The 22,030-nt window shown below is 67.7% G+C and carries 16 protein-coding genes and 5 pseudogenes; 10 read left to right on the forward strand and 11 right to left on the reverse strand.

Annotated features, from left to right (window positions below; genetic code table 11):
* Positions 1 to 112: 112 nt before the first annotated feature.
* Positions 113 to 1,273 carry an amidohydrolase family protein gene (locus MQH10_RS05935; protein WP_242563150.1) on the reverse strand — a complete coding sequence of 387 codons (1,161 nt, stop codon included), beginning with the start codon at positions 1,271 to 1,273 and terminating at the stop codon, positions 113 to 115.
* A 190-nt stretch (positions 1,274 to 1,463) separates the two neighbouring features.
* On the opposite strand from MQH10_RS05935, the gene MQH10_RS05940 reads away from it, so the two are divergent.
* Positions 1,464 to 2,687, forward strand: a complete 1,224-nt coding sequence (locus tag MQH10_RS05940) for a serine hydrolase domain-containing protein (protein WP_242563151.1) — start codon at positions 1,464 to 1,466, stop codon at positions 2,685 to 2,687.
* On the opposite strand, the gene MQH10_RS05945 is transcribed toward MQH10_RS05940, so the two are convergent.
* A complete protein-coding gene (locus tag MQH10_RS05945) occupies positions 2,629 to 4,215 on the reverse strand; it encodes an MATE family efflux transporter (RefSeq protein WP_242563152.1) in 1,587 nt (528 codons plus the stop codon). The genes MQH10_RS05940 and MQH10_RS05945 overlap by 59 nt on opposite strands.
* Before the next feature lie 276 nt (positions 4,216 to 4,491).
* On the opposite strand from MQH10_RS05945, the gene rfbB reads away from it, so the two are divergent.
* The 4 genes and pseudogenes from rfbB to rfbA all read left to right on the forward strand — a co-directional run bounded on the left by rfbB (position 4,492) and on the right by rfbA (position 7,329).
* A complete protein-coding gene (gene rfbB, locus MQH10_RS05950) occupies positions 4,492 to 5,541 on the forward strand; it encodes a dTDP-glucose 4,6-dehydratase (protein ID WP_242563153.1) in 1,050 nt (349 codons plus the stop codon).
* A 47-nt stretch (positions 5,542 to 5,588) separates the two neighbouring features.
* Positions 5,589 to 6,086 (forward strand): annotated as a pseudogene (locus tag MQH10_RS27030) (SDR family oxidoreductase); the annotation flags it as partial.
* 98 nt (positions 6,087 to 6,184) lie between these two features.
* Positions 6,185 to 6,436 carry a sugar nucleotide-binding protein gene (locus tag MQH10_RS26290; RefSeq protein ID WP_419720755.1) on the forward strand — a complete coding sequence of 84 codons (252 nt, stop codon included), beginning with the start codon at positions 6,185 to 6,187 and terminating at the stop codon, positions 6,434 to 6,436.
* On the forward strand, positions 6,433 to 7,329 hold the full coding sequence (rfbA, locus tag MQH10_RS05960) for a glucose-1-phosphate thymidylyltransferase RfbA (protein WP_242563154.1): 897 nt from the start codon (positions 6,433 to 6,435) through the stop codon (positions 7,327 to 7,329). The genes MQH10_RS26290 and rfbA overlap by 4 nt, the downstream gene beginning before the upstream one ends.
* Positions 7,330 to 7,335: 6 nt before the next feature.
* Here the strand turns inward: rfbA and MQH10_RS05965 are convergent, their stop codons facing one another.
* On the reverse strand, positions 7,336 to 8,748 hold the full coding sequence (locus MQH10_RS05965; protein WP_242563155.1) for an amino acid permease: 1,413 nt from the start codon (positions 8,746 to 8,748) through the stop codon (positions 7,336 to 7,338).
* Between the two features lie 136 nt (positions 8,749 to 8,884).
* Entirely contained in the window at positions 8,885 to 9,517 is a 633-nt protein-coding gene (locus MQH10_RS05970; RefSeq protein WP_272886749.1) for a TetR/AcrR family transcriptional regulator, read from the reverse strand.
* Positions 9,518 to 9,659: 142 nt separating this feature from the next.
* On the opposite strand from MQH10_RS05970, the gene MQH10_RS05975 reads away from it, so the two are divergent.
* The 3 genes and pseudogenes from MQH10_RS05975 (at position 9,660) to MQH10_RS05985 (ending at position 11,948) form a co-directional block, all read left to right on the forward strand.
* Positions 9,660 to 10,499 carry a UDP-2,3-diacylglucosamine diphosphatase gene (locus tag MQH10_RS05975; protein ID WP_242563171.1) on the forward strand — a complete coding sequence of 280 codons (840 nt, stop codon included), beginning with the start codon at positions 9,660 to 9,662 and terminating at the stop codon, positions 10,497 to 10,499.
* Between the two features lie 45 nt (positions 10,500 to 10,544).
* Positions 10,545 to 10,739: pseudogene (locus MQH10_RS05980) on the forward strand (TetR/AcrR family transcriptional regulator); the annotation flags it as partial.
* A gap of 111 nt (positions 10,740 to 10,850) precedes the next feature.
* The gene (locus MQH10_RS05985) at positions 10,851 to 11,948 is read left to right on the forward strand and encodes a glycosyltransferase family 4 protein (protein ID WP_242563172.1); all 1,098 of its coding nucleotides are present in this window, start codon (positions 10,851 to 10,853) and stop codon (positions 11,946 to 11,948) included.
* A gap of 84 nt (positions 11,949 to 12,032) precedes the next feature.
* Here MQH10_RS05985 and MQH10_RS05990 read toward each other — a convergent pair whose 3' ends face one another.
* The 6 genes and pseudogenes from MQH10_RS05990 to phnC form a co-directional block, all read right to left on the reverse strand.
* The gene (locus MQH10_RS05990; RefSeq protein ID WP_242563157.1) at positions 12,033 to 13,085 is read right to left on the reverse strand and encodes a substrate-binding domain-containing protein; all 1,053 of its coding nucleotides are present in this window, start codon (positions 13,083 to 13,085) and stop codon (positions 12,033 to 12,035) included.
* 292 nt (positions 13,086 to 13,377) lie between these two features.
* Positions 13,378 to 14,256 (reverse strand): annotated as a pseudogene (locus MQH10_RS05995) (TonB-dependent receptor domain-containing protein); the annotation flags it as partial.
* Positions 14,229 to 15,785 (reverse strand): TonB-dependent receptor, encoded by a 1,557-nt coding sequence (locus tag MQH10_RS06000; protein WP_336605047.1) that lies wholly within the window; start codon positions 15,783 to 15,785, stop codon positions 14,229 to 14,231. The gene MQH10_RS06000 and the pseudogene MQH10_RS05995, both read right to left, overlap by 28 nt.
* Before the next feature lie 248 nt (positions 15,786 to 16,033).
* Positions 16,034 to 16,839 (reverse strand): annotated as a pseudogene (gene phnE / locus MQH10_RS06005) (phosphonate ABC transporter, permease protein PhnE).
* Entirely contained in the window at positions 16,836 to 17,846 is a 1,011-nt protein-coding gene (gene phnD, locus MQH10_RS06010) for a phosphate/phosphite/phosphonate ABC transporter substrate-binding protein (RefSeq protein ID WP_242563158.1), read from the reverse strand. Before phnD ends, phnE begins: the two are co-directional and overlap by 4 nt.
* Positions 17,843 to 18,637, reverse strand: a complete 795-nt coding sequence (gene phnC / locus MQH10_RS06015; RefSeq protein ID WP_242563159.1) for a phosphonate ABC transporter ATP-binding protein — start codon at positions 18,635 to 18,637, stop codon at positions 17,843 to 17,845. The genes phnD and phnC overlap by 4 nt, the downstream gene beginning before the upstream one ends.
* A 408-nt stretch (positions 18,638 to 19,045) precedes the next feature.
* Between phnC and MQH10_RS06020 the strand changes: the two are divergent.
* A pseudogene (locus MQH10_RS06020) lies at positions 19,046 to 20,298 on the forward strand (type III PLP-dependent enzyme).
* A 96-nt stretch (positions 20,299 to 20,394) separates the two neighbouring features.
* Entirely contained in the window at positions 20,395 to 21,465 is a 1,071-nt protein-coding gene (locus tag MQH10_RS06025; RefSeq protein WP_242563160.1) for a 1,9-bis(guanidino)-5-aza-nonane synthase, read from the forward strand.
* A 135-nt stretch (positions 21,466 to 21,600) separates the two neighbouring features.
* On the opposite strand, the gene MQH10_RS06030 is transcribed toward MQH10_RS06025, so the two are convergent.
* Positions 21,601 to 22,029, reverse strand: a complete 429-nt coding sequence (locus MQH10_RS06030; RefSeq protein ID WP_242563161.1) for an SHOCT-like domain-containing protein — start codon at positions 22,027 to 22,029, stop codon at positions 21,601 to 21,603.
* Position 22,030: the final 1 nt, after the last annotated feature.

Genomic DNA, 22,030 nt, shown 5'->3' on the forward strand with positions numbered 1-22,030 from the left:
GTCCGAGGGGCGTCATACGGCGAAACGCGGCCGTCACGAAGGGGGTTGGCGCGCGGACAAAGAAGCGCCCCGGAGCCGGGCTCCGGGGCGCAGTCAGGGGTGGCGACGCGTCTCAGGCCGGGGCGAGCGCCCTCAGGCACATCATCTCCTCGAAGTTGCGGCGGTAGAACCGGTCCTTCGCGTCCTCGTCGAGGTCGCCCATGGTCCGCTCGAAGCGACCGAGGGGGTCGTTGGTGCCCTCGGGGTGCGGGTAGTCGCTGGAGAACATGAACAGGTCGGCCCCGCCGTCCTTGATCATCCGGCCGACGTCCTCGCCCGGGAACGGGGTGAACTTCACGGCGCGGCGGATGTACTCCGACGGCTTCAGGGCCATGGCCTTCAGATAGGGATCGGTGCGGCCGAAGCTCTTGAAGCCGAGGTCCAGCTCGCGCAGGAACTCCGGCGCCCAGCCGGCGCCGGCCTCGATGACGCCGCCCTTCAGGTCCGGGAAGCGCTCGAACACCCCGTCATAGACCATGGCGGTCAGGAAGATCTGCGGCGCATAGGCCAGCATCACATAGTCGGCGAAGCGCAGGTTCTCGCCGCCGCCATGCAGGTCCGGCGCCCGTTCGCGGCCATTGTTCTGGAAGGCCTTGGGTTGGGTCTGGGTGCCCGGTCCGATGTGCAGGACGAAGGGCTTGCCGGCCGCCTGCAGCCGGGCCCAGATCGGATCGAAGTCGGGATGGCCCGGCGACTTGTCGCCCGCCGCGCCCGCCGACACCCAGATCGCGCCGGCCCCGGCGGCCAGGGCGACCTCCGTTTCCTCGATGGCCCGGGCGGCGTCGTCGAGCGGGACATAGGCCACGCCGATCAGGCGCGGGTCGGTGTCGCAGAAGGCGGCCATGGCCAGATTGTGCGCCCGCGCGCCGGCATAGAGCCCCTCGACGCTCTTGGCCGACAGGGCCGGGCGCAGCGAGGACGTCGCGAACACCAGCTGGCTGGCGAAGCCGAACAGGTCGAGCACCTGCCTGCGCTCCTCCGGATCGAAGGCGCCGGCGGCGACCCAGCCCTTGGGGCCGGCGATCGGATTCTCGAAGGCCTTCTCCATCGCCGCCGCATCCGACTTCCGCGCCTTGGCGCCGTCGAGCAGGTCGTCGATCCGGGTGCGTTCGCGACCATAGAGCGGCTTCAGGGCGCCCCGCACCGCGTCCGCGATGAAGGGCTCCAGCCACTCCCGCGTCTCCATCACATGGCTGTCGGCGTCGTGGATGATGCGCCCGCTGGCATAGGTCATGATTGCGTCCTCCCGCTTCTGACAATCACACCAATAGAATCCCCTTTCGCTCGACGCAACGAGGTTTGGCGCGGAGCGAGGGACTCCGCGGAATCGGGGGTTCGGTGTGGCGGCCGGCAAGCTGGCGCTTGATCACGGCCCCGTGCTTCCGCCACGGTGGGGATCGGAAACAGACCTTGAGGATCCGCCCATGACCACGCCCGAAGCGCTCGGCTTCTCCAGCGACCGCCTGCGCAAGCTCGACCGCTTCCTGGCTGCGAAATATGTCGAGGCGGGCCGCCTGCCCTGCGCCCAGGTGCAGATCACGCGCGGGGGCGAACTGGTCCACCAGACCGTGCTCGGCCACGCCGACCTGGAGCGGAAGACCCCGGCGGCGGAGGACACGCTCTTCCGCATCTATTCGATGACCAAGCCGATCACGAGCCTGGCCTTCATGATGCTGGTCGAGGAGGGCCTGGTGGCCCTGGACGATCCGGTGAGCCGCTTCATCCCGGAATGGAAGGCGCTGGGCGTCTATTCGGCCGGGACCGGGCCCTATCTGATGACCCCGCCGGCGCGGCCCATGCAGATGGTCGATCTCCTGCGGCACACCTCGGGCCTGACCTACGGCTTCCAGAGCCGCACCAATGTCGACGCCGCCTATCGCAAGCTGAAGATCGCCGACACCCATGGCCCGCTGGACATGGACGGCGTGGTGGCCGAGCTCGCCAAGCTGCCCCTGGAGTTCTCGCCGGGCGAGGCCTGGAACTACTCCATCTCCACCGACATCCTGGGGATCCTGGTCCAGCGAATCTCCGGCCAGAGCTTCGAGAGCTTCCTGCAGGAGAAGATCTTCGCCCCGCTCGGCATGACCGACACCAGCTTCTCGGTGCGCGAGGACCAGAAGCTCCGCTTCGCCGCCTGCTACAACGCCACGCCGGCCGGCGGCCTGACCCTGCAGGACGATCCGACCACCAGCCCCTATCTCACCGCGCCCACCTTCCATTCGGGCGGCGGCGGCCTGGTCTCGACGGCCCACGACTATATGCGCTTCTGCCGGATGCTGGCCGGCGGCGGCCAGCTGGACGGGGTGCGGCTGATCGCGCCGCGGACGCTCAAGCTGATGGCCTCGAACCACCTGCCGGGCGGCCAGGACCTGACCAAGCTGTCGCGCTCGCTGTTCTCGGAAGCCACCAACGCCGGCGTCGGCTTCGGCCTGGGCTTCGCCGTCACCTTCGATCCGGTGGCCGCCATGCTGCCGTCCAGCCCCGGCGAATACTATTGGGGCGGCGCGGCCTCGACGGCCTTCTGGGTCGATCCGGCCGAGGACATCGCCGTGGTCTTCATGACCCAGGTCCTGCCGTCCTCGACCTATCCTATTCGGCGGGAGCTTCGGACACTGGTCTATTCGGCGCTGACGGATCCGCGGACTTAAGGCTGACCAGCACCGCCTCGGCGGCCTCGGTCTCCTCGACGCCGCCATGGTGCGCCATGCCGGTGTCGGGGGCCTCGCCGCGGGGAATGGTGTCCAGCAGCTTGGCCTTGCGCCACGGCCCCCAACGGAACCAGGCCGCCGCCATGATCAGCGAGGCGATGGAGCCGAGCGGGAACGCCCACCAGATGGAGTCGGCGCCCAGCATCGGCTTGAAGCTGATGGCGAAGGGGATGCGGATCACCCACAGCGAGATCAGCATGGCGATCAGCGGCGGCGTCACCGACCCCGTCGCCCGCACGATCCCCGACAGGATGAAGCTCATGCCGAACGGGATGAAGCCCCAGAGCACGAACGAATTGATGTGGATGGCGATCGGGATCGCCGGGCTGCCGGCGGGCAGGAACATCCGCAGGACCAGCGGCTCGATCATGTAGATGATCGCGATCGGCACGGCGCTCAGCACCGCAGCGTACATGACCCCGATGCCGGCCACCTTGTCGACCCGGTCCATGCGGCCCGCGCCCACGTTCTGGGCGGCCATGGACGAGACCGCCATGCCCAGCGCCATGGCCGGCATCTGGACATAGGTCCACAGCTGGATCGCCGCGCCATAGGCGGCGGCCGTCTCGGTCCCGTAGCTGTTGACGAAGCGGGTCATGATCACTGCGGCGCCCGAGATGACGAACATCTGCAGGCCCATGGGCAGGCCCTTGGTGACCAGGCTCTTCATGATGGCCAGGTCCGGCTTGAGCAGCCCCCACTCGTGGCGCTTGAGCACCAGGATGGAATCCTTGCGGTAGAGCCAGGCGATGATCAGGCCGAGCGTCAGGGTCTGGCTGACCAAGGTGGCGGTGGCGGAGCCAGCGATGTCCATCCGCGGGAACGGCCCGAGCCCCATGATCAGCACGGGGTTGAGGCACACCTCCAGGGCCACGGCGAACAGCGAGAAATAGAAGGGCGTGCGGCTGTCGCCGGTCCCCCGCTGGGCCATCTGCACGAAGGAGAAGAAGTACATGAACGGGATCGCCAGGAAGATCACCCGCAGATAGGTGATGGCGTCCCGCTTGGCCTCGGGCGGGGTCTCCATGGCCGTCAGGATCGCGGGCGTGAAGACGTAGCCGACCAGGCCGACCAGCAGCGACACCGCCAGGAAGAACATGATCGCCGTGCCGACCACGCGCTTGGCCAGCGCCCGGTCCCCGGCGCCGATCGCCTGACCGATCAGGAGATTGGCGGCCATGGTGATGCCGAACACCGAGCCCAGCATCAGGAAGAAGATGGTGTTGGCGTTGGTCGTGGCGGTCAGCGCCGCCGAGCCCAGGGCGTGACTGACCCAGATGGCGTTGGCGGTCCCGTTCAGCGACTGCAGCACATTGGTGCCCAGCACCGGCAGGGCGAAGGCGATCAGGGTCGGGCCGATCGGGCCCGTGGTCAGATCCGGCCGGCCGCCGGGACGTCCCCCCGGTCCGCCGGGCCGCAAGCCGGCGGGCGCGGGACCTGTCGTCCCATCCTTGGTCAGCGAAGTCACAAACTATCCCCTCGACGGCGCGCAGCCGCGCCACCCCTTGGCCCCGCTGTGTTTCGGCGAAATTTCCGAGACGCGGCCAGCCGCCTTCGAATATGCGAAGGCCGTGCGGGGATAAGTTTAGGGGGCCGCCCGCCGCGTCTCAAGCGCGGGCCTTGCGAAAAAGCGCCTCAGGCGCGGACGACGCAGGGGATTTGAGCCCAAGGCCAAGTCCTGTTAATGCCCCCCGAAACGGGAAATCATGTGGCAAACGCGCCGCCTTCGCTTACGAAAGATCCCATGAAAGTTCTGATCACTGGCGGCGCCGGCTTCATCGGGTCAGCGGTCGTGAGACGGGCGGTGGCCGACGGCTTCGACGTCGTGAACCTGGACGTCCTGGCCTATTCGGCCAACCTGGAGAACGTGGCCGAGGTCGCGGGCTCCCCGCGCTACGCCTTCGAACAGGCCGACATCTGCGATCCCGCCGCGGTGAAGGCGATCTTCGCCCGCCACCAGCCCGACGCGGTCATGCACCTGGCCGCCGAGAGCCATAACGATCGTGCGATCGACGGGCCACTGGATTTCGTGCGCACCAATGTGATGGGCACCGCCGTCCTGCTGGAGGCCGCCCGCGGCTACTGGACCGACCTGCCGGCCGACCGCAAGGCCGCCTTCCGCTTCCACCACGTCTCCACCGACGAGGTGTTCGGGGCGCTGGGCGAGGACGGGGCCTTCACCGAAGACACCCCCTATGATCCCAATTCCCCCTATTCGGCCTCCAAGGCCGGGGCGGACCATCTGGTCCGCGCCTGGGGTCGGACTTTCAAGCTGCCGGTGGTGATCACCAACTGCGCCAACAATTACGGCCCGTTCCAGTTTCCCGAGAAGCTGATCCCGACCGTGGTCTTGCGGGCCATGGAGGGCAAGTCGATCCCGGTCTATGGCGACGGCCGCCAGGTCCGCGACTGGCTGCATGTCGACGACCACGCCGACGCCCTGCTGACCGTCCTGCAGAAGGGCCGCCTGGGCGAGACCTACTGCATCGGCGGCGACTCCAACCTGCGCAATATCGAGGTCATCAAGATCCTCTGCGCCCACCTCGACAAGCTGGCGCCGTCCAATGTGAAGCACGAGAGCCGCATCGAGTTCGTCGCCGACCGCCCGGGCCACGACTTCCGCTATTCCATCGACGCCGCCAAGCTGAAGGCCGAACTGGGCTGGGAGCCCAGGACGCCGCTGGCCGAGGGGCTGGAGGACACGGTCCGCTGGTACGTCGAGAACCGTGACTGGTGGCAAGGCATCCGCGACCGCGGCTTCCATTCCGAGCGCCTGGGCCTGGCCGCCGTATGACCTTTCGCGTCCTGCAGTTCGGCGCCACCGGACAGCTGGCCCGCGAGATGCTCGCCCTGGCCAGCGACGGCCTGGAGATCACCGCGCTCAGCCGCGCCGAGGTCGACCTGACCGATGCGGACGCCATCGCCCGCGCCGTCGGCGAGGCCGGCGACCTGGACCTGGTGATCAATGCGGCGGCCTATACGGCCGTGGACAAGGCCGAGAGCGAGCCGGACCTGGCCTATGCGGTCAACGCCCGCGCGCCCGCCGCCATCGCCCGCGCCTGCCAGGCGCGGCGTCTGCCGCTGGTCCACATCTCCACCGACATGGTGTTCTCCGGCGCCAAGGCGGGCGCCTATCTCGAGACCGACGCGCCGGCTCCGCTGCACGTCTACGGCGCCTCCAAGCTGGTGGGCGAGATGGCGGTGCTGGAGGCCTGCGACCGGGCCCTGGTGGCGCGGGTGTCCTGGCTGTTCTCGGCCTATGGCCAGAACTTCCTGCAGATGATGCTCAAGCTCGCCGCGACCCAGCCGGTGCTCAAGGTGGTGGACGACCAGCGGGCGCGGCCGACCGCCAGCGCCGATGTCGCCGCCTTCCTGCTCAGCCAGGCCCCGCGCCTGGCCCGCGCGCCCGCGGCGCGCCGGAATGGGGCCTGCTGCACCTGGTCAACGCCGGCGAGGCCAGCCGCTATGAGATGGCCCAGGCGATCTTCGAGCTGGCCTGGCCCGACCGGCCCGCGCCCGCCATGGAGCCGGTGCCGACCTCGACCTTCCCGACCCCGGCCCGACGCGCGCTGAACGGCGTGCTGGACACGGCCCGCCTGAAATCGGTCTTCGGCCTGGAGCTGCGCCCCTGGCGCGAGGCCCTGGAAGACACTCTCGAACAACTGGCCCCGGCCAAGGTGAGCGCATGAGACGCGGCATTGTCCTCGCAGGCGGGTCCGGCACCCGGCTGCATCCCCTGACGCTCGCCGTCTCCAAGCAGCTCCTGCCGATCTACGACAAGCCGATGATCTATTATCCGCTCTCGGTGCTGCTGCTGGCCGGCGCCCAAGAGATCCTGATCATCACCACGCCGGAGGATCAGCCGGGCTTCAAGCGCCTGCTGGGCGACGGCTCCCAGCTCGGCGTCAGGTTCGAATACATCGTCCAGCCCAGCCCGGACGGCCTGGCCCAGGCCTATATCCTCGGCGAGGAGTTCGTCGGCGGCGAGCCGAGCGTCATGATCCTGGGCGACAACATCTTCTTCGGCCAGAACTTCAGCCAGATGCTGCGCTCGGCCGACGCTCGCGCGCAGGGCGCCACGGTGTTCGGCTATCAGGTCCAGGACCCCGAGCGTTACGGCGTCGTCGAGTTCGGCGAAGGCGGCAAGGTGCTCAGCATCGAGGAGAAGCCGACCCGGCCGAAGTCCAATTTCGCGGTGACCGGCCTCTATTTCTATGACGGCAAGGCCAGCGAATACGCCAAGACGCTCAAGCCGTCCGAGCGCGGCGAGCTGGAGATCACCGCGCTGAACCAGGTCTATCTGGACGCGGGCCAGCTCAATGTCGAACTGCTGGGTCGCGGCTTCGCCTGGCTCGATACCGGCACCCATGACAGCCTGATCCAGGCTGGCGAACTGGTGCGCACCATCGAGCAGCGCCAGGGCCTGAGGATCGGCTGCCTGGAAGAGGCGGCCTATCGCATGGGCCTGATCGACCAGGCCCAGCTCGCCGATCTGGGCCGCGCCCAGGCCAAGAGCGAGTATGGCCGCTATCTGCGCCAGCTGGCCGAGCGGCCGCCCGGCAGCGACGCCCCCGCCGAATAGGGCGGCTTATTCCGCCGGCGCCAGGCGCGAGTGCTTGCGGCCGTAGAGCAGATAGACCCCCACCCCGAACAGGTTCCAGACCAGGAACAGCTTCTTGGTCAGGAAGGGCAGGCTCCAGAACAGATAGAGGCAGCCGGCCACGGCCAGCGGCCCGACCAGCCACCAGACCGGCGTGCGGAACGGGCGCTCCAGATCCTTGGCCTGGACCCGCAGCACCATCATGGCGATGGCGGTGGCGATGAAGGCCGCGAGCGTGCCGGCGTTGGCCAGCTCGGCGATGATCTTCAGCGGGAAGAAGCCGGCGATGGCCGCGGCCACCACGCCGGTGAACAGGGTCACCGCCACCGGCACGCCCCGGGCGCTGACCGAGGCCAGGCCGCGCGGCAGGAGGCCGTCGCGGGCCATGGCGAAGAACACCCGGCTCTGGCCGAACATGAAGACCATGATCACGGTGGGCAGGGCGACGATGGCCGCCCCGGCGATCAGGGTGGCGGTCAGCGGGTGCTTCAGCTCCCGCAGGATGAAGGCGAGCGGTTCGCCGCTCTTGGAGAACACGTCGAAGGGCGAGGCGCCCAGGGCCGCGGCGGCCACCACCATGTAGATGGCGGTGCAGATCACCATGGAGCCGACGATGCCGATGGTCAGGTCGCGCGACGGGTTCTTGGTCTCTTCCGCGGCGGTGGAGATGGCGTCGAAGCCGTAGAAGGCGAAGAAGATCAGGGCGGCCGCCGCCATCACCCCGCGCTTGGTGCCGTCGGCGTCCACATGGCCCGAGAAGCCGAACGGCATGAAGGGGTGGAAATGGGCGGCGTTGAAGCTGGGCAGGGTGAGAATCACGAAGGCGGCGAGCGCCACGACCTTGATGATCACCAGGATGAAATTGACCGTGGCGCTCTCCCGGGTGCCGACCATCAGCATGCCGGTGACCAGCAGGGTGATCAGGACGGCGGGCAGATTGATGATCCCGCCCGCGCCGGGGCCGCCGGCCAGGGCGGCGGGTAGGCCCCAGTCATGGGCGGCGAGCCAGCCCTGGGCGTAGCCGGACCAGCCGACCGCCACCGCCGAGCAGACCACGGTGTATTCGAGGATCAGGCTCCAGCCGATGATCCAGGCGGTGAGCTCGCCCATGCCCGCATAGCTGTAGGTGTAGGCGCTGCCGGCGTGGGGCAGCAGCGTCGCCATCTCGGCGTAGCAGAGCGCGGCGAAGGCGCAGACCGCGCCGGCGATGGCGAAGGACAGGATCACCGCGGGACCGGCGAGACCGGCGCCGATGCCGGTCAGGGTGTAGATCCCCGTGCCGATGATCGCACCGACGCCCAGGGCCACCAGGTGCGGCCAGCTGAGCGTCGCCTTCAGGCGATGCTCGCCCTCCACATGATGCGACGCGGTGATCGGCTTGCGCCGGGTGATGAAGCTCATGCGGACGTCCCCCACTCACGAGCGGCGAGCATGAGCAGCGTTTCGGACGGCTTTCAAGGGGCCAGGCGGCAGGAATGTCCCGCCGGCCGGGCGCAGCGCGCAAGAACTTCGCCGGATCGCCGGGCGGCTGGAGGAATTATTCCGGCCACAGCTCCTGCACGTCGCCCTTGCGGTTCAGCACCCGGACGGCGCGCTTGACCACCGTCAGCAGGCGTTCCTTGCGGGCCGGCTCGTCATAGGTCATGGCGCCCTTGGCCAGGCCCTCGAGCAGGAAACGGCCGAGGTCGCGGCTGGTCTGGAAGCGCGGATCGGCGCCGGCCTGGGCCAGAGCCAGGAAACGGTCGCCGACCTGCAGCCGGTCGAAGGCGGCCTGGGCCGAGGCGAGCCGGGCGCGCAGCATCTTGTCGGTGCGGGCCGCGGCCTCCAGCTCGGCGAAGGCGACGAACGGGATTTCGTGCAGCAGGGACCAATAGGCGTCGATGGCGTGCTCGGAGGCGTCGACGCCGGGCGCCGGCGGACTGGCGGCCTGCTCGAACAGTCGGGCGCGCTCGACCTCGATATAGGTCACGGCGGCCTCGACCAGCTCCTCGCGGCTGGCGAAGTGATAGAGCATCGCGCCGCGCGTCAGATTGGCGGCGTCGGCGATCATCGCGTTGGTCGCGGCGTGGTAGCCGGCCTCGGCGAACAGCCGCATGGCGGCGTCAAGAATACGCGCGCGGGTACGCCGAGACTTCGGCGTCTCCTTCGCAGGATATGTACGGGCGTCCATAGGGACCTGATTAAACGGGAGACCTGGGGAGGGTCGGCCTGGATTTCCCTTACTCCTTAAGGCGCCGGGACAAAAGAGCCCCCCCAGATTTCATGAGACTGACATGCAATCAGCCTATCGGGCGGGCATATTGCTGCGCGCCATGGAGGCCAGGGTGGGCGATTTCGCGCTACGCCGTTATCGGACGGTCTTCATCTCCGACGTTCACCTCGGCACCCGAGGGTGTCAGGCCGAGCTGTTGCTCGACTTCATCCGCCATATCGAGTGCGACACCCTGTACCTGGTCGGCGACATCATCGACGGCTGGAAGCTGCGCTCGGGATGGCACTGGCCGCAGAGCCACAATGACGTGGTCCAGAAGATCCTGCGCCTCGCCCGCAAGGGCGTGAACGTCATCTATGTGCCGGGCAACCACGATGACCGGGTCCGCGACTTCTGCGGAGTCCATTTCGGCGGGGTGGTGGTGGCGCGCGACGCCATCCACGAAACCGCCGACGGCCGCCGCTTCCTGGTCCTGCACGGCGACGAGTTCGACGGGGTGGTGCAGCACGCCAGGTGGCTGGCCTTTGTGGGCGACTACGCCTACCGGGCCCTGATCGCGGCCAACACCCTGTTCAACCGCGCGCGGCGGCGCATGGGCTTCGGCTATTGGAGCCTCTCGGCCTTCCTGAAGACCAAGGTCAAGAACGCCCTGCAGTTCGTGGAGAACTTCGAGGCGGCCGTCGCCGACGAGGCGCGGCGCCGCGGGGTCGACGGGGTGATCTGCGGCCATATCCACAAGGCCGAGATGCGCGACATCGACGGGATCAGCTATATCAATGACGGCGACTGGGTCGAAAGCTGCTCGGCCCTGGTCGAGCACGCCGACGGCCGCCTGGAGATCCTGGAATGGGCCAAGCTCCGGCACTGGTCGGCCATAGACCGGACGCTGGTCGAGCCGGCGCACGCGCCCGAGGCCCTGCCCGAGCCCGTCATCGCCTGAGCTTGCCATTGACAGCCCGGTTGAATTGACGACAGGCTGACTGTCATGACCATCCCGCCGTCACGGTACGTCTCGTCCCTGCGCGATCGCCAGAAAGCCGAGACCCACGATCAGATCCTGAACGCGGTCGGCCGCAAGCTGGAATCCGGCGCCCTGGAAGAGCTGAGCTTCGCCGAGATCGCCGAGGAGGCCGGCGTCGGCGAACGTACGGTCTATCGTCACTTCCCGACCCGCGAAGCCCTGATGGGGGCGTTCTGGACCTGGCTGCAGACCCAGGCGCTCACCCCTTCCCGTCCGGCCAAGGCCCGGGTGCGCGACGCCGTGCGGGCCGCCCATGACGGCCAGAAGCCCATGCGCATCCTGGTCGCCACCGACGCCTGGGAGCCCCAGGTCAATGGCGTGGTGCGCACCCTGACCAAGGTCATCTCCGAGATGCGGGCCATGGGCCACACGGTCGAGGTCATCAGCCCCGACCAGTTCAAGACCTTCCCTCTGCCTACCTATGCCGAGATCAAGGTCGCCGTGGGCGCCTATGAGCCGGTGCAGGAACGCTTCAAGGCCTTCGAGCCGGAGGCCATCCACATCGCCACCGAGGGCCCGATCGGCCTGGCCGCCCGCCGGATCTGCGTGGAGTGGAAGCTGCCCTTCACGACCAGCTATCACACGCGGTTCCCGGAATATGTCTCCGCCCGCCTGCCGCTGCCGCTGGCCGCCGGCTACGCCTATATGCGCTGGTTCCACAAGCCGTCGGGCCGCCTGATGGTCGCCACGCCCACCATGCGCGACGAGCTGGCTCAGCACGGCTTCCGCAACATCACCGCCTGGTCGCGCGGGGTCGACACCGACCAGTTCCATCCCCGCCGCGAGGACGAGCCCGACATCTTCGCCGACCTGCCCAAGCCGGTCTTCCTGTCGGTCGGCCGGGTGGCCGTGGAGAAGAACATCGAGGCCTTCCTCGGGCTCGACCTGCCCGGCTCCAAGGTCGTGGTCGGCGACGGCCCGCAGAAGGAGGAGCTGGAGCAGAAGTACCCGAACGTGCGCTTCACCGGCTCCAAGTTCGGGGACGAACTCGCCGCCCACTTCGCCTGCGCCGACGTCTTCGTCTTCCCCTCGCTCACCGACACCTTCGGCCTGGTGATCCTGGAGGCCATGGCGGCCGGCACGCCGGTGGCCGCCTATCCGGCGCCGGGGCCCATCGACATCATTCCTAACTCCGGGGCCGGCGTCCTGGCCGGCAGCGCGACCGAGGGCCTGCGCGAGGCCTGCCTCGAGGCCCTGCGCCTGGACCGCAAGAAGGTTCGCGCCTTCGCCGAGGGCTTCTCCTGGCGCGCCTGCGCCGAGGATTTCGTGCGCAACCTGCAGCCCTATCCGGAACCGGAGAAGACCCGCTTCTGGCGCAAGCTGCGCCGCCTGGCCCGCGTGCGTCGCCGGCGCCCCGAAGCGGCCTGATCCCTGAACGAAAATCGCCGCGGACCCGTTGGGGGCCGCGGCGCTCTCCTCGGACGCGGGCTGTCGGGCCCACGCACGTCTGAATTAGGCGGCAGGACGCGCCATCTTCGGCAGGGCCTTGGCCTGCTGCTTCTGGGAATCGTGCATCGCCGCCGGCAGCGGGATCAGGCCACGGCTCTGCAGATAGCCGCCACGACCGGTCGCCGCGTCGGACACGAACTCGTTGACGAACTCCTGCAGGCCCTGGGTCACCCCGATATTGGCCTTCTTCACATAGATGAAGAGCGAGCGGGACAGCGGATAGGTGCCATTGGCGACGGTCACGGGCGACGGCTTCACGCCATTGACCGAGGCGCCCTTGATCTTGTCCATGTTCTCTTCGAGGTAGGACCAGCCGAAGACGCCGATCGAGCCCGGGGTCTTGGTCAGGGTCTGGACGATGGCGTTGTCGTTCTCGCCGGCGTCCACCCAGCCGTCCTTGCGCAGCGGGTCGACCAGTTCCTTGAACTTCTTCTCGTCCTCGGCGTGGACCTTCTCGGCGGCCGGGAACTTGCGGGCCCCGGCCTCGATGGCCAGTTCGATGAAGGCGTCGCGGGTGCCCGACGAGGGCGGCGGGCCGTAGACGAGGATGGGGTTGGCCGGCAGGCCGTAGCCGACGTCCTTCCAGGTCTTGGTCGTGTTGGGCGCGAAATCATTGCCGCGCAGCGTCTTGGCGGCCAGGCCGAGATAGAGGGCCTCGGTCTTGAAGTTGTAGTTCGCACCGTTCTTGTCGGTGGCGATGACGATGCCGTCGAAGCCGATCTTGATCTGGACGATGTCCTTGATGCCCTTGGCGGCGCAGGCGTCGAACTCGGAGCGCTTCATCGGCCGCGAGGCGTTGGCGATGTCGGGGAAGCCGTCGCCGGTGCCCGAGCAGAACAGCTTGATGCCGCCGCCGGTGCCGAGGCTTTCGATCTTCGGCGCCTTCTTGCCGGTCTTCTTGGCGTAGTTCTCGGCCACGCGGGTGGCGAAGGGGAACACGGTGGAGGAGCCGGCGGCCCAGACATAGTCGCGGGCGGCCCAGGCGTTGGAGCCCGTGGACAAGAGCGCGGCGGCGGCGGCGCAGCCCAGGAGCGCCTTGGTCGGCAGGGTCTTCATGGGGAAAATCTCCTCGTGGTCACGGGCCAGGCCGGAAACCCTGGCTGCTCGCGACGGGGTAACGGGTTGAACTCACGTGGCGGGCCGGGCGGCCTGACGGATCGTGTCGCATCCACATTGAACTTGGGCCGCAGCCCCAGCAGGTCTCGGGCGCAGCCATATCCGCCAATTGTGACAATTCGACCCGATCTATGTGACAGTTTCCCAACCGCCTGGACGGCGCCTCGGCCGGCAAGGAAAAGGGCGGCCCCTCGCGGAGCCGCCCTTCCTCATTTCAGGTCTGTCGCCAGGCCTAGTACTTCACGCGCAGTTCCACGCCGTAGGTGCGGGGCGGATTGAAGTTCGCATAGTCGCCGATCGTGCCGCGGTTGGCGGCCGAGATCCGATAGATGTGCGATTCGTTCAGCAGGTTCCGGCTCCACAGCGAGATCGAAGCCGTGGCGTCGCCATTGCCCATGTTGATGTCGGCGAGCGTGATGTTGCCGTTGACGATGAAGCTGGAGTCCGTCTTCACGGCCACCTGCTTGGTCAGGACCGCGGTCGGGGAGACGTCCGCGAACTCGGCCTGGAAGGCGTACTGGGCGTCGGCGTAGTTGGCGTCCAGGTGGCTCTTCAGGGTCATCTTGCCGAACGGGACCTGGTAATCGACATAGGCCGAGGCCGCGTTCGGCGGGGTGTAGACCACGTTCACCGGGAAGGGCGAGCCCTGCGGCACGACCGCGTTGCCGGTGAAGGGGAACGGTGCGGCCGGGATCTTCACGTCGGTATAGGCGTAGGACAGGCCCGCGCGCAGGTTGTCGGTGATCGCGGCGGTGATGTCGGCTTCAAAGCCCCGGATCTTGGAGGTGCCCGGCGAGTTGCGGGTTTCCTCGGTGTGCGCGCCCTGGGTCGGGCTGCCGGGGGTGGTGTCGACGTTGTCGAAGTCGGTCTGGGTGTTGGTGCGGTCCATGGCGTAGGCCGCCAGGTTCACGCGCAGGCGACGCTCCAGCAGCTCCATCTTGGCGCCGACCTCGTAGGCCTTGACCTCTTCGGCGTCGAAGGCCTGGAAGGTGGACGACCGGTCATTGGCGCCGCCGGCGCGGTAGCCGGTGGAGTACTTGGCGTAGAGGTTGACGGTGTCCGAGGCGTCGTAGGACAGGTTGATCAGGGGATCGAACCGGCTCTTGTCATAGTTGAAGACGAAGTTCGTCGCCTTGCCGTTGACCGTATAGAGCGTGCCGCTGCGCTCGTCCTTGGTGAAGCGGCGCCCACGGTGAGGTGGAGGTTCTCCATCCCGGCCGGGGTGTAGGTGCCCTGGCCATAGACCGCGTAGCTGGTCGCATCAGCCTTGGAGGCGCGGGTGATGAACCGGGTGCCGCGCTCCCAGCCCGCCGTCGCGGCCGAGGCCGCCGAGGTGCCGTAGGACGACCGGATCGTGTAGGCGGTGCCGTCGGCGTTCCACTGGTTGGTGAAGGGCGTCGCGGCCGATTCCTTGGCGTGTTCCTTGAAGTAGTAGGCGCCCAGGACGTACTTGAAGCTGTCGCTGAAATTGCCGACCGCCTGGAATTCCTGGCTGATCTGGCGCTGATAGAGGTCCGACAGGCTGTAGCGGCCGAAATTGGCGTTCGGCGCGAAGACGTTGCGGGATTCGATGCCCGAATTGTCCCACTGGTTGGCGGCGACGGCGCGCGCGGCGGTGATCGAGCGCAGTTCCAGGTCCGGCGAGACCTTGTACTTCAGGACCGCCGAGAGGCCGCCGGTCTCGTCGACGCTGGGCTGCTGGACCGTGCCGATGTCCGAGACCGTCTGGCGATCGGTGTGGACCTTCACCAGCGGGGAGAGCGGGTTGATGAACCCGGCCGGGGCGCTGGCCGGGCCGGCCTGGACCTGGGCCAGGGTGCGGACGGTCTTGCCATAGGGGTTGTAGCTGACCAGCTGGCTGAAGAACGGCGTATTGTCGTCCTTGGCGTAGTCGCCCGAGACTTCGGCGCTGAAGGCGTCGGTCGGCTTGTAGAGCGCCGTCAGGCGGGCGCCCTTGCGGTCATACTGGTTCCAGCCCGCCTGGCCGCTCATCGGGTTCTTCGTGGTCGGACCCTGGTGCTGGATCAGGCCGTCGACCTTGATCGAGGTGTCGGCGAATTCCTGGAAGTCCTGGTGAAGTTCGGCGTTGTAGGCCCCGAAGTTGCCGGCGCCGACGGTCATCCGGCCGCCGAACACGCCGGTCGGGCCCTTGGTGACGATGTTCAGCGCGCCGCCTTCGGTGTTACGGCCGAACAGCGTGCCTTGCGGACCGCGCAGAACCTCGACGCGCTCCAGGTCGAACAGGGCGGCGTTCAGGCCCTGCTGGCGGCCGAGATAGACGCCGTCGATATAGACGCCGACGCCCTGGTCGCGGGCGGTCTGGTTGGCGTCGAACGGGACGATGCCGCGGATGCCGATGGTCAGAGCCGACTGGCGGGCTTCGAAGGTGGCGACCCGCAGCGACGGAATGGCGCCGTCCTGCAGGCTGATCAGGCTGCCGGCGTGGCGGTCGACCATGGCCTGGCCGCTGATCACGGAGATGGCGATCGGCGTCTTCTGCAGATTGGTCTCGGTCTTCATCGCCGTGACGGTGACCCCTTCGAGCTCCACGTCCGCGGCGGCGGCGTCAGCGGCGAAGGCCGGGCCAGCGATGGCGGCGGCAAGGCAGGTCCACGCCACGGTGGACATCAGATTCTTCATAGGAGCACCCCTGTTTCATGGAGCGCTGGCTCTTGCTTGCAGGCTGGCGCGGCCAGCCCGGCGAGAATTCAGCGCCCGTGGCAGGGGGGTACTGGCGGTCAATGACAGGAGGGCCGCGGTTTTATGACAGTTCAAATTCACCGATAGGCAGTGGCAAAAAACACAATACCGAAACCCGCGACAGATTTCGGCAATGGAAACCGGGGCTTGGCGGCCCCGGCCCCGGCGTCTTCGCGCCGCCGCCGCGTCTAGAGCAGGCGGGCGCGGATGGTCTGGCTCAGCATGTCGATCAGGGTGACCGCCACGACGATGACGATGGCGATGGCCGAAACCTGGGCGTAGGCGAAGCTGTTCATGGAATCGAACAGGGTCTGGCCGATGCCGCCCGCCCCGATCAGGCCCAGCACGGTGGCCGAGCGCGAGTTCGATTCGAACCGATAGAGGGCATAGGAGGTCCAGAGCGGCGCGACCTGGGGGATGATGCCCCAGACCACTTCCTGCAGTGGGGTGCGCCCGTGGCGCGGACGCCCTCGACCGGCCCCTTGTCGATGGACTCGACGGCCTCGGAGAACAGCTTGGCGAGCACGCTGCCGGTGTTGAGCGCGAGCGCCATGACCCCGGCGAGCGGGCCTAAGCCCACGGCGACGATGAACAGGGTGCCGATCACCAGGTCGGGCACCGAGCGCATCAGGTTCATCAAGAGGCGCATGGGCTGCTGCAGCCAGAACGGCGCGACATTGCGCGCGCAGGCCAGGCCGAAGGGAATGGCGATCAGGACGGCGAGCGCTGTGCCCCACAGCGCAATCTGCACGGTCAGCCACATCTGCGAGACGTACAGCTTCCACTGCGTGAACTCGGGATGGATCAGCTGCTGGCCGTACTGGCGCATATTGTCGGAATTGGTGAACAGCAGCGGCAGGCGCGGCATGTCCACCTTGCCGAAGCTGTACATCAGGACCGCGATCACCCCGCCCCAGACGAGAAAGTCGGGCAGGCGCTGGACCAGGGAGCGCGAAGGCGGCGCAGGCAGTGCGGGCGTGGAGGCTTGGGTCATCCGGCGTCCGGGTTGGTGGCGCGGTGCTGGGCGGCCTTGGCGCGGATCTCGTCCAGGGCCTTCTGGGCGGCGGTGATCTTGGCGGCGTCCCCGCTGCGACGGGCGGCCGCCAGATCCTCGGCGGCGTTCATTTCGCGGACCGGATCGAGATAGCTGGAATCGGCCGGGCGGAAGCCGCCATAGGCCAGGCCTTTGAGGACCTCGCGCTGCTTGTCCGCCTTGGGCCCGGTTCCGACCCCGTAGGTCAGGAAGAACTGGCGCAGCTTCTCGCGGATCGCCGGATCAAGATCCTTGCGCGCGATGATCGAGCTTTCCGGCAGGGGCTGCGAGGTCCAGATCACCTCGATCTTGTCGGCGATCTCGGGGTTCTCGCGCTTGGCGAAGACGAGGCCGACCGAATTGTTGGTCGCCACGTCCAGCACGCCGTTGGCGACCGAGAAGACGTTCGACTGGTGGCTCGCCGAGCGCACCGTCTTGAAGCACTTGGCCGGCTCGATGTTGCGCGGGGTGAACAGATAAGCCTTGGGGGCCAGGGTCCCGGAGGTGGACTTGGCGTCGCCCATGCCGAAGTTGAGCTTGCCGTCGCACTTCAGCACCCGGTCCAGCGTGATCCCCGAGCCCTTCTTCACGATCAGCACGGACTGGTAGGATTCATCGCCGCCGGCGTCGACGACCCGGCCCAGCACCTCGCCGTCGGCCCGATTGACGGCGTCCAGCGCCGGCAGGGCCGAGAACCAGCCGACCTGCACCTGGTTGAAGCGCATGGCCTCGATGAGCGAGGTGTAGTTGGAGGCGAAGAACGGCTTCACCGGCATGCCGACATAGGCGCTCATGTCGTCGATCAACGGCTGCCAGAGCGGGCCCATCGAGGCCTGGTTCTCAGCCGACAGGATCGAGAAGGTCAGGACCTGGGGCTTGGCGGGCGCCTTGTCGTCGGCCTTGCCGCAGGCGCCGAGCGCCAGGAGGGCGGCGAGACCGAGGCCCGTGATCAGACGGCGGCGGATCATTTGGGAGCTCCTTCCCAGAAGACATCCTCGAACTCGGGTCCGTAGATGTCGATCAGGCGTGTGCGGTCGAGACCCGTGGCCGGGCCGTCATAGACGATCTTGCCCGCCTTCAGGGCCACGACCCGGCGGCAATAGCGGGTGGCGTAGTCGACCTGGTGCAGGGTGACGACCACGGTCAGGCCGTCGGTCGTGTTCAGGTCGTGCAGCAGCTCCATCACCTTGCGGGCGGAGACGGGGTCGAGCGAGGCGACGGGTTCGTCGGCCAGGATCACCTTGGCCTTCTGGACCAGGGCGCGGGCTATGGCGCCGCGCTGCTGCTGGCCGCCGGAGAGCGTATTGGCGCGCTGGCCGGCGTAGTCGGCCACGCCCACGCGGGCGAGCGCCGCCATGGCCGCCGTCTTGGTCTCGGCCGGCCACTGGCCGAACAGGCCGCGCAGCATCGGGATCCGGCCCAGCGAGCCCAGGGCGACATTGGAGAACAGGGTCAGGCGGCCGACCAGATTGAACTGCTGGAAGATGAAGCCCACCCGGATGCGCACGTCGCGCACCTTGCGCGACACGCGGCCCTCGGACTGCACCACCTGGCCGAAGGCCTCGATCTTGCCGGGGCCGGGATCGATCGTCTGCAGCCCGCTGATCGAGCGCAGCAGGGTCGACTTGCCCGATCCCGAGGGACCGATCAGGGCGATCATCTCGCCGCGGGCCACATTGAGGGAAACACCGTCGAGGGCCTTGCGCGAGCCGAAGCTCTTGGAGGCGTTGCGGACGGATAGAACCGCGGCGTCAGACATGGATGGCGAAGCTTCCCCGGGTTCGGCGCTCGCAAGGGCGGAGCCGGTCTAGATCGCGCGGCCTTGCGACGGCTTAATGACATGGGGGGCGCCCGCCGGTCCAGCACCCGTTAACAGTCCCCCGACCTCAGCCTTGCGGCGCATTGAAAACAGGCCCTGGCCGGCCCGCGACGCCGTGGCGCGCACGCTCGCGAAACCGGCCTCGAAAACCGGGAGAATCCTTGTCGACTAAGCCCCCGCGCAAGCCCTGACGCGGCCAGGGTTTGCGCGTGATTTTCCGTGACGAAAAATAACCGCTTTACATCGCGGTTCATCGCCCCTATTTCGCACGGCTCCGGCGGACCCGATGTCCTCAAAAGCGCTGCTAACGCCGGATTGGGTTCAACAATCCGTTGGGGGTTGCGTGAGGTGCAAAGGTACCATACGCCCCTGGACCTGGTCCGTGAGCGGTCGCCGGAACGTCCTGTCGCCTTTGCGCGGCCGGACGCGGTGGCCCTAGCGGCGCGCTGGTTCCAGGACAAGTTCAAAGGCGACGTCTTCTACGCTGTCAAAGCGAACCCTTCGCCATGGGTCATCGAGACCCTGGTCGCAAACGGTGTGACGTCCTTCGATGTGGCCTCGATCCCGGAGATCGAGCTGGTCGCGCAGCATGCGCCGGGCGCCCGCATGGCTTTCATGCACCCGGTGAAGAGCCGCGCCGCCATCTCGGCCGCCTATTTCGACCACGGGGTCCGCACCTTCTCGCTCGACTGCCATGAGGAGCTGGCCAAGATTCTCGACGCCACCGGCGGCGCCAAGGATCTGAACCTGATGGTCCGCCTGGCCGTGGCGGCCGAGGGCGCGGCCTATTCGCTCTCCGGCAAGTTCGGCATCGACCCGCATGGGGCGCCCGATCTGCTGCTGGCCGCGCGCCGCGCGACCCAGGAGCTGATGGGCGTGGCCTTCCACGTCGGCAGCCAGTGCATGCGGCCCACCGCCTATCAGGCGGCGATGACCCAGGCCTCCCGCGCCCTCGTCCGCGCCGGCGTCTTCGCCGATGTGGTCGATGTCGGCGGCGGCTTCCCCTCGGTCTATCCGGGCATGACCCCGCCGGCTCTGGCCGACTATATGGACTCCATCGAGCGCGGCTTCGCCGAGATGATGGTCCATGAAACCACCGAGCTGTGGTGCGAACCCGGCCGGCCCTGGTGGCGGAAGCCTCCTCGGTCCTCACCAAGGTCGAGCTGCGCAAGGGCGACGCCCTCTATCTCAATGACGGCTCCTACGGCTCGCTGTTCGACGCGGCCCATTCCAAGTGGCCGTTCCCGGTGAAGCTGATGCGCCGCGAGGGCGAGCAGTCGGTCGAGGTCGAAGGCCCCCTGAAGCCTTATCGCTTCTACGGCCCGACCTGCGATTCGATCGACCACATGCCCGGCCCGTTCTGGCTGCCCGAGGACGCCCGCGAGGGCGACTATATCGAGATCGGCATGCTGGGCGCCTATGGCGTGGCCATGACCACCCGCTTCAACGGCTTCGGCGATGTCGAGACCGTGCAGGTGGACGACGCCCCCATGGCCTCGATGTTCGGCCTGGCCAAGCGCTCCATCGCCGCGCCCAAGGCCGAGATGCAGAATGTCGTGAAGCTGTCGCGCGCGCGGGGGAAGAAGCGCCGCCGCAAGTAGGTCTTCGGACCTGAAATCTTCAGGCGCGGCCGGTCGCTCCGTCCCGGTCGCGCCTTTTCATTTGGACGGGCGCTCAAACTCTAAGGATCAAAGAGAATGACCGCTGACGTCGCCAATTCGAACCGCAAGGCCGAGCTGCTCTCGACCACCGTCGAGCACGTGGCCATCGACCAGTACGACGCCCGCCCCGTCATCGACGCCATGCGTCAGATGAGCTTCACCAGCCGCGACACCGCGCGCGCCGCCGACATCCTGTCGATGGCGCTGGAAGACACCGCCTGCTCGACCTGGCTGACGCTGGCCGGCTCGACCAGCGCCGGCGGCTGCATGCACATCTATCGCGACATGGTGAAGTATGGCCTGATCGACGTGGTGGTCGCCACCGGCGCCTCGATCGTCGACATGGATTTCTTCGAGGCCCTGGGCTTCAAGCACTACCAGTCCCAGGCTCAGAACCCGGTCGACGACCGCGACCTGCGGGCCATGTACATCGACCGCATCTACGACACCTATATCGACGAGGAAGAGCTGCAGGCCTGCGACGAGACCATCTTCCAGCTCTGCGCCGCCCTCGAGCCCCGCCCCTATTCGAGCCGCGAGTTCATCTACGAGATGGGCAAGTGGCTGGCCGCCGGCAACGCCAAGAAGCCCGACAGCCTGATCGAGACCGCCTATCGCGAAGGCGTGCCGATCTTCTGCCCGGCCTTTGTGGACTCCTCCGCCGGCTTCGGTCTGGTCAAGCATCAGGTCGAGCGCATGAAGGCGGGCAAGCCCTACCTGACCATCGACGCCGTGGCCGACTTCCGCGAACTGACCGACATCAAGATCGCGGCCGGCACCACCGGCCTGTTCATGGTGGGCGGCGGCGTGCCGAAGAACTTCGCCCAGGACACCGTGGTCTGCGCCGAGATCCTCGGCCACGAGGTCGACATGCACCGCTATGCGATCCAGATCACCGTCGCCGACGTGCGCGACGGCGCCTGCTCGTCCTCGACCCTCAAGGAAGCCTGCTCGTGGGGCAAGGTCGACGTGACCTGGGAGCAGATGGTGTTCGCCGAGGCCACCACCGTCGTGCCGCTGATCGCGTCTGACGCCTGGCACCGCGGATCGTGGAAGACCCGCACCAAGCGCCGCTGGGCCAAGCTGTTCGACAAGACCGCGGCCTAAGTTTTCCTCCCCCGCATGGCGGGGGTGGGGGACCACGCGCAGCGTGGTGGAGGGGGCGGCCTCAAGCGCCGCGCCCGGTCACGCCCCCTCCACCGCCGGCGGCGGTCCCCCTCCCCCATTTCATGGGGGAGGATGCTACTCGCAGTAGATCCGCACCTTGGTGTGGTCCTGGTCGACATCGACGGTCAGGTCGTTGAGCTGCTCGACCAGCTCCTCAAGATTCTCGGGCTTCAGGCTGTTCAGATCGAAGCTCATATGGCCTTTGCGCCGCATGGCCTCATTGACCCGTTCGCGCGCCTCGGGCGGGATGATGCTGGACAGCCGGACCCCGGCGCGCAGCAGCTGCATCGGCACCCGCACATTCACCCGCGTCGGCTCGCCATGCTTTTCGGTGTCCACGGCGACCCGCAGATATTTCGGCTTGGGCTTGGGGGCGTCCGCCGTGGGCGCGGGCCCCGCCGCGGCCGGACCGGCCTCGACGGCGGCCAGCAGGCGCTCGGCCTCCTCGGGCGTGATCTTGCCCTCCGACAACATGTTCAGGATCGTGCGGCGGTCTTCACTCATG

It is taken from the genome of Phenylobacterium aquaticum (genome assembly GCF_022695515.1).
Lineage (GTDB): Bacteria > Pseudomonadota > Alphaproteobacteria > Caulobacterales > Caulobacteraceae > Phenylobacterium > Phenylobacterium aquaticum.

Excerpts from the sequence above, each read along its gene's own strand:
- MQH10_RS05935 (WP_242563150.1), bottom strand. The coding sequence starts at position 1,273 with ATGACCTATGCCAGCGGGCGCATCATCCACGACGCCGACAGCCATGTG.
- MQH10_RS05940 (WP_242563151.1), top strand. The coding sequence starts at position 1,464 with ATGACCACGCCCGAAGCGCTCGGCTTCTCCAGCGACCGCCTGCGCAAG.
- rfbB (WP_242563153.1), top strand. The coding sequence starts at position 4,492 with ATGAAAGTTCTGATCACTGGCGGCGCCGGCTTCATCGGGTCAGCGGTC.
- rfbA (WP_242563154.1), top strand. The coding sequence starts at position 6,433 with ATGAGACGCGGCATTGTCCTCGCAGGCGGGTCCGGCACCCGGCTGCAT.
- MQH10_RS05965 (WP_242563155.1), bottom strand. The coding sequence starts at position 8,748 with ATGAGCTTCATCACCCGGCGCAAGCCGATCACCGCGTCGCATCATGTG.
- MQH10_RS05970 (WP_272886749.1), bottom strand. The coding sequence starts at position 9,517 with ATGGACGCCCGTACATATCCTGCGAAGGAGACGCCGAAGTCTCGGCGT.
- MQH10_RS05975 (WP_242563171.1), top strand. The coding sequence starts at position 9,660 with ATGGAGGCCAGGGTGGGCGATTTCGCGCTACGCCGTTATCGGACGGTC.
- MQH10_RS05985 (WP_242563172.1), top strand. The coding sequence starts at position 10,851 with ATGCGCATCCTGGTCGCCACCGACGCCTGGGAGCCCCAGGTCAATGGC.
- MQH10_RS05990 (WP_242563157.1), bottom strand. The coding sequence starts at position 13,085 with ATGAAGACCCTGCCGACCAAGGCGCTCCTGGGCTGCGCCGCCGCCGCC.
- MQH10_RS06000 (WP_336605047.1), bottom strand. The coding sequence starts at position 15,785 with ATGAAGAATCTGATGTCCACCGTGGCGTGGACCTGCCTTGCCGCCGCC.
- phnD (WP_242563158.1), bottom strand. The coding sequence starts at position 17,846 with ATGATCCGCCGCCGTCTGATCACGGGCCTCGGTCTCGCCGCCCTCCTG.
- phnC (WP_242563159.1), bottom strand. The coding sequence starts at position 18,637 with ATGTCTGACGCCGCGGTTCTATCCGTCCGCAACGCCTCCAAGAGCTTC.
- MQH10_RS06025 (WP_242563160.1), top strand. The coding sequence starts at position 20,395 with ATGACCGCTGACGTCGCCAATTCGAACCGCAAGGCCGAGCTGCTCTCG.
- MQH10_RS06030 (WP_242563161.1), bottom strand. The coding sequence starts at position 22,029 with ATGAGTGAAGACCGCCGCACGATCCTGAACATGTTGTCGGAGGGCAAG.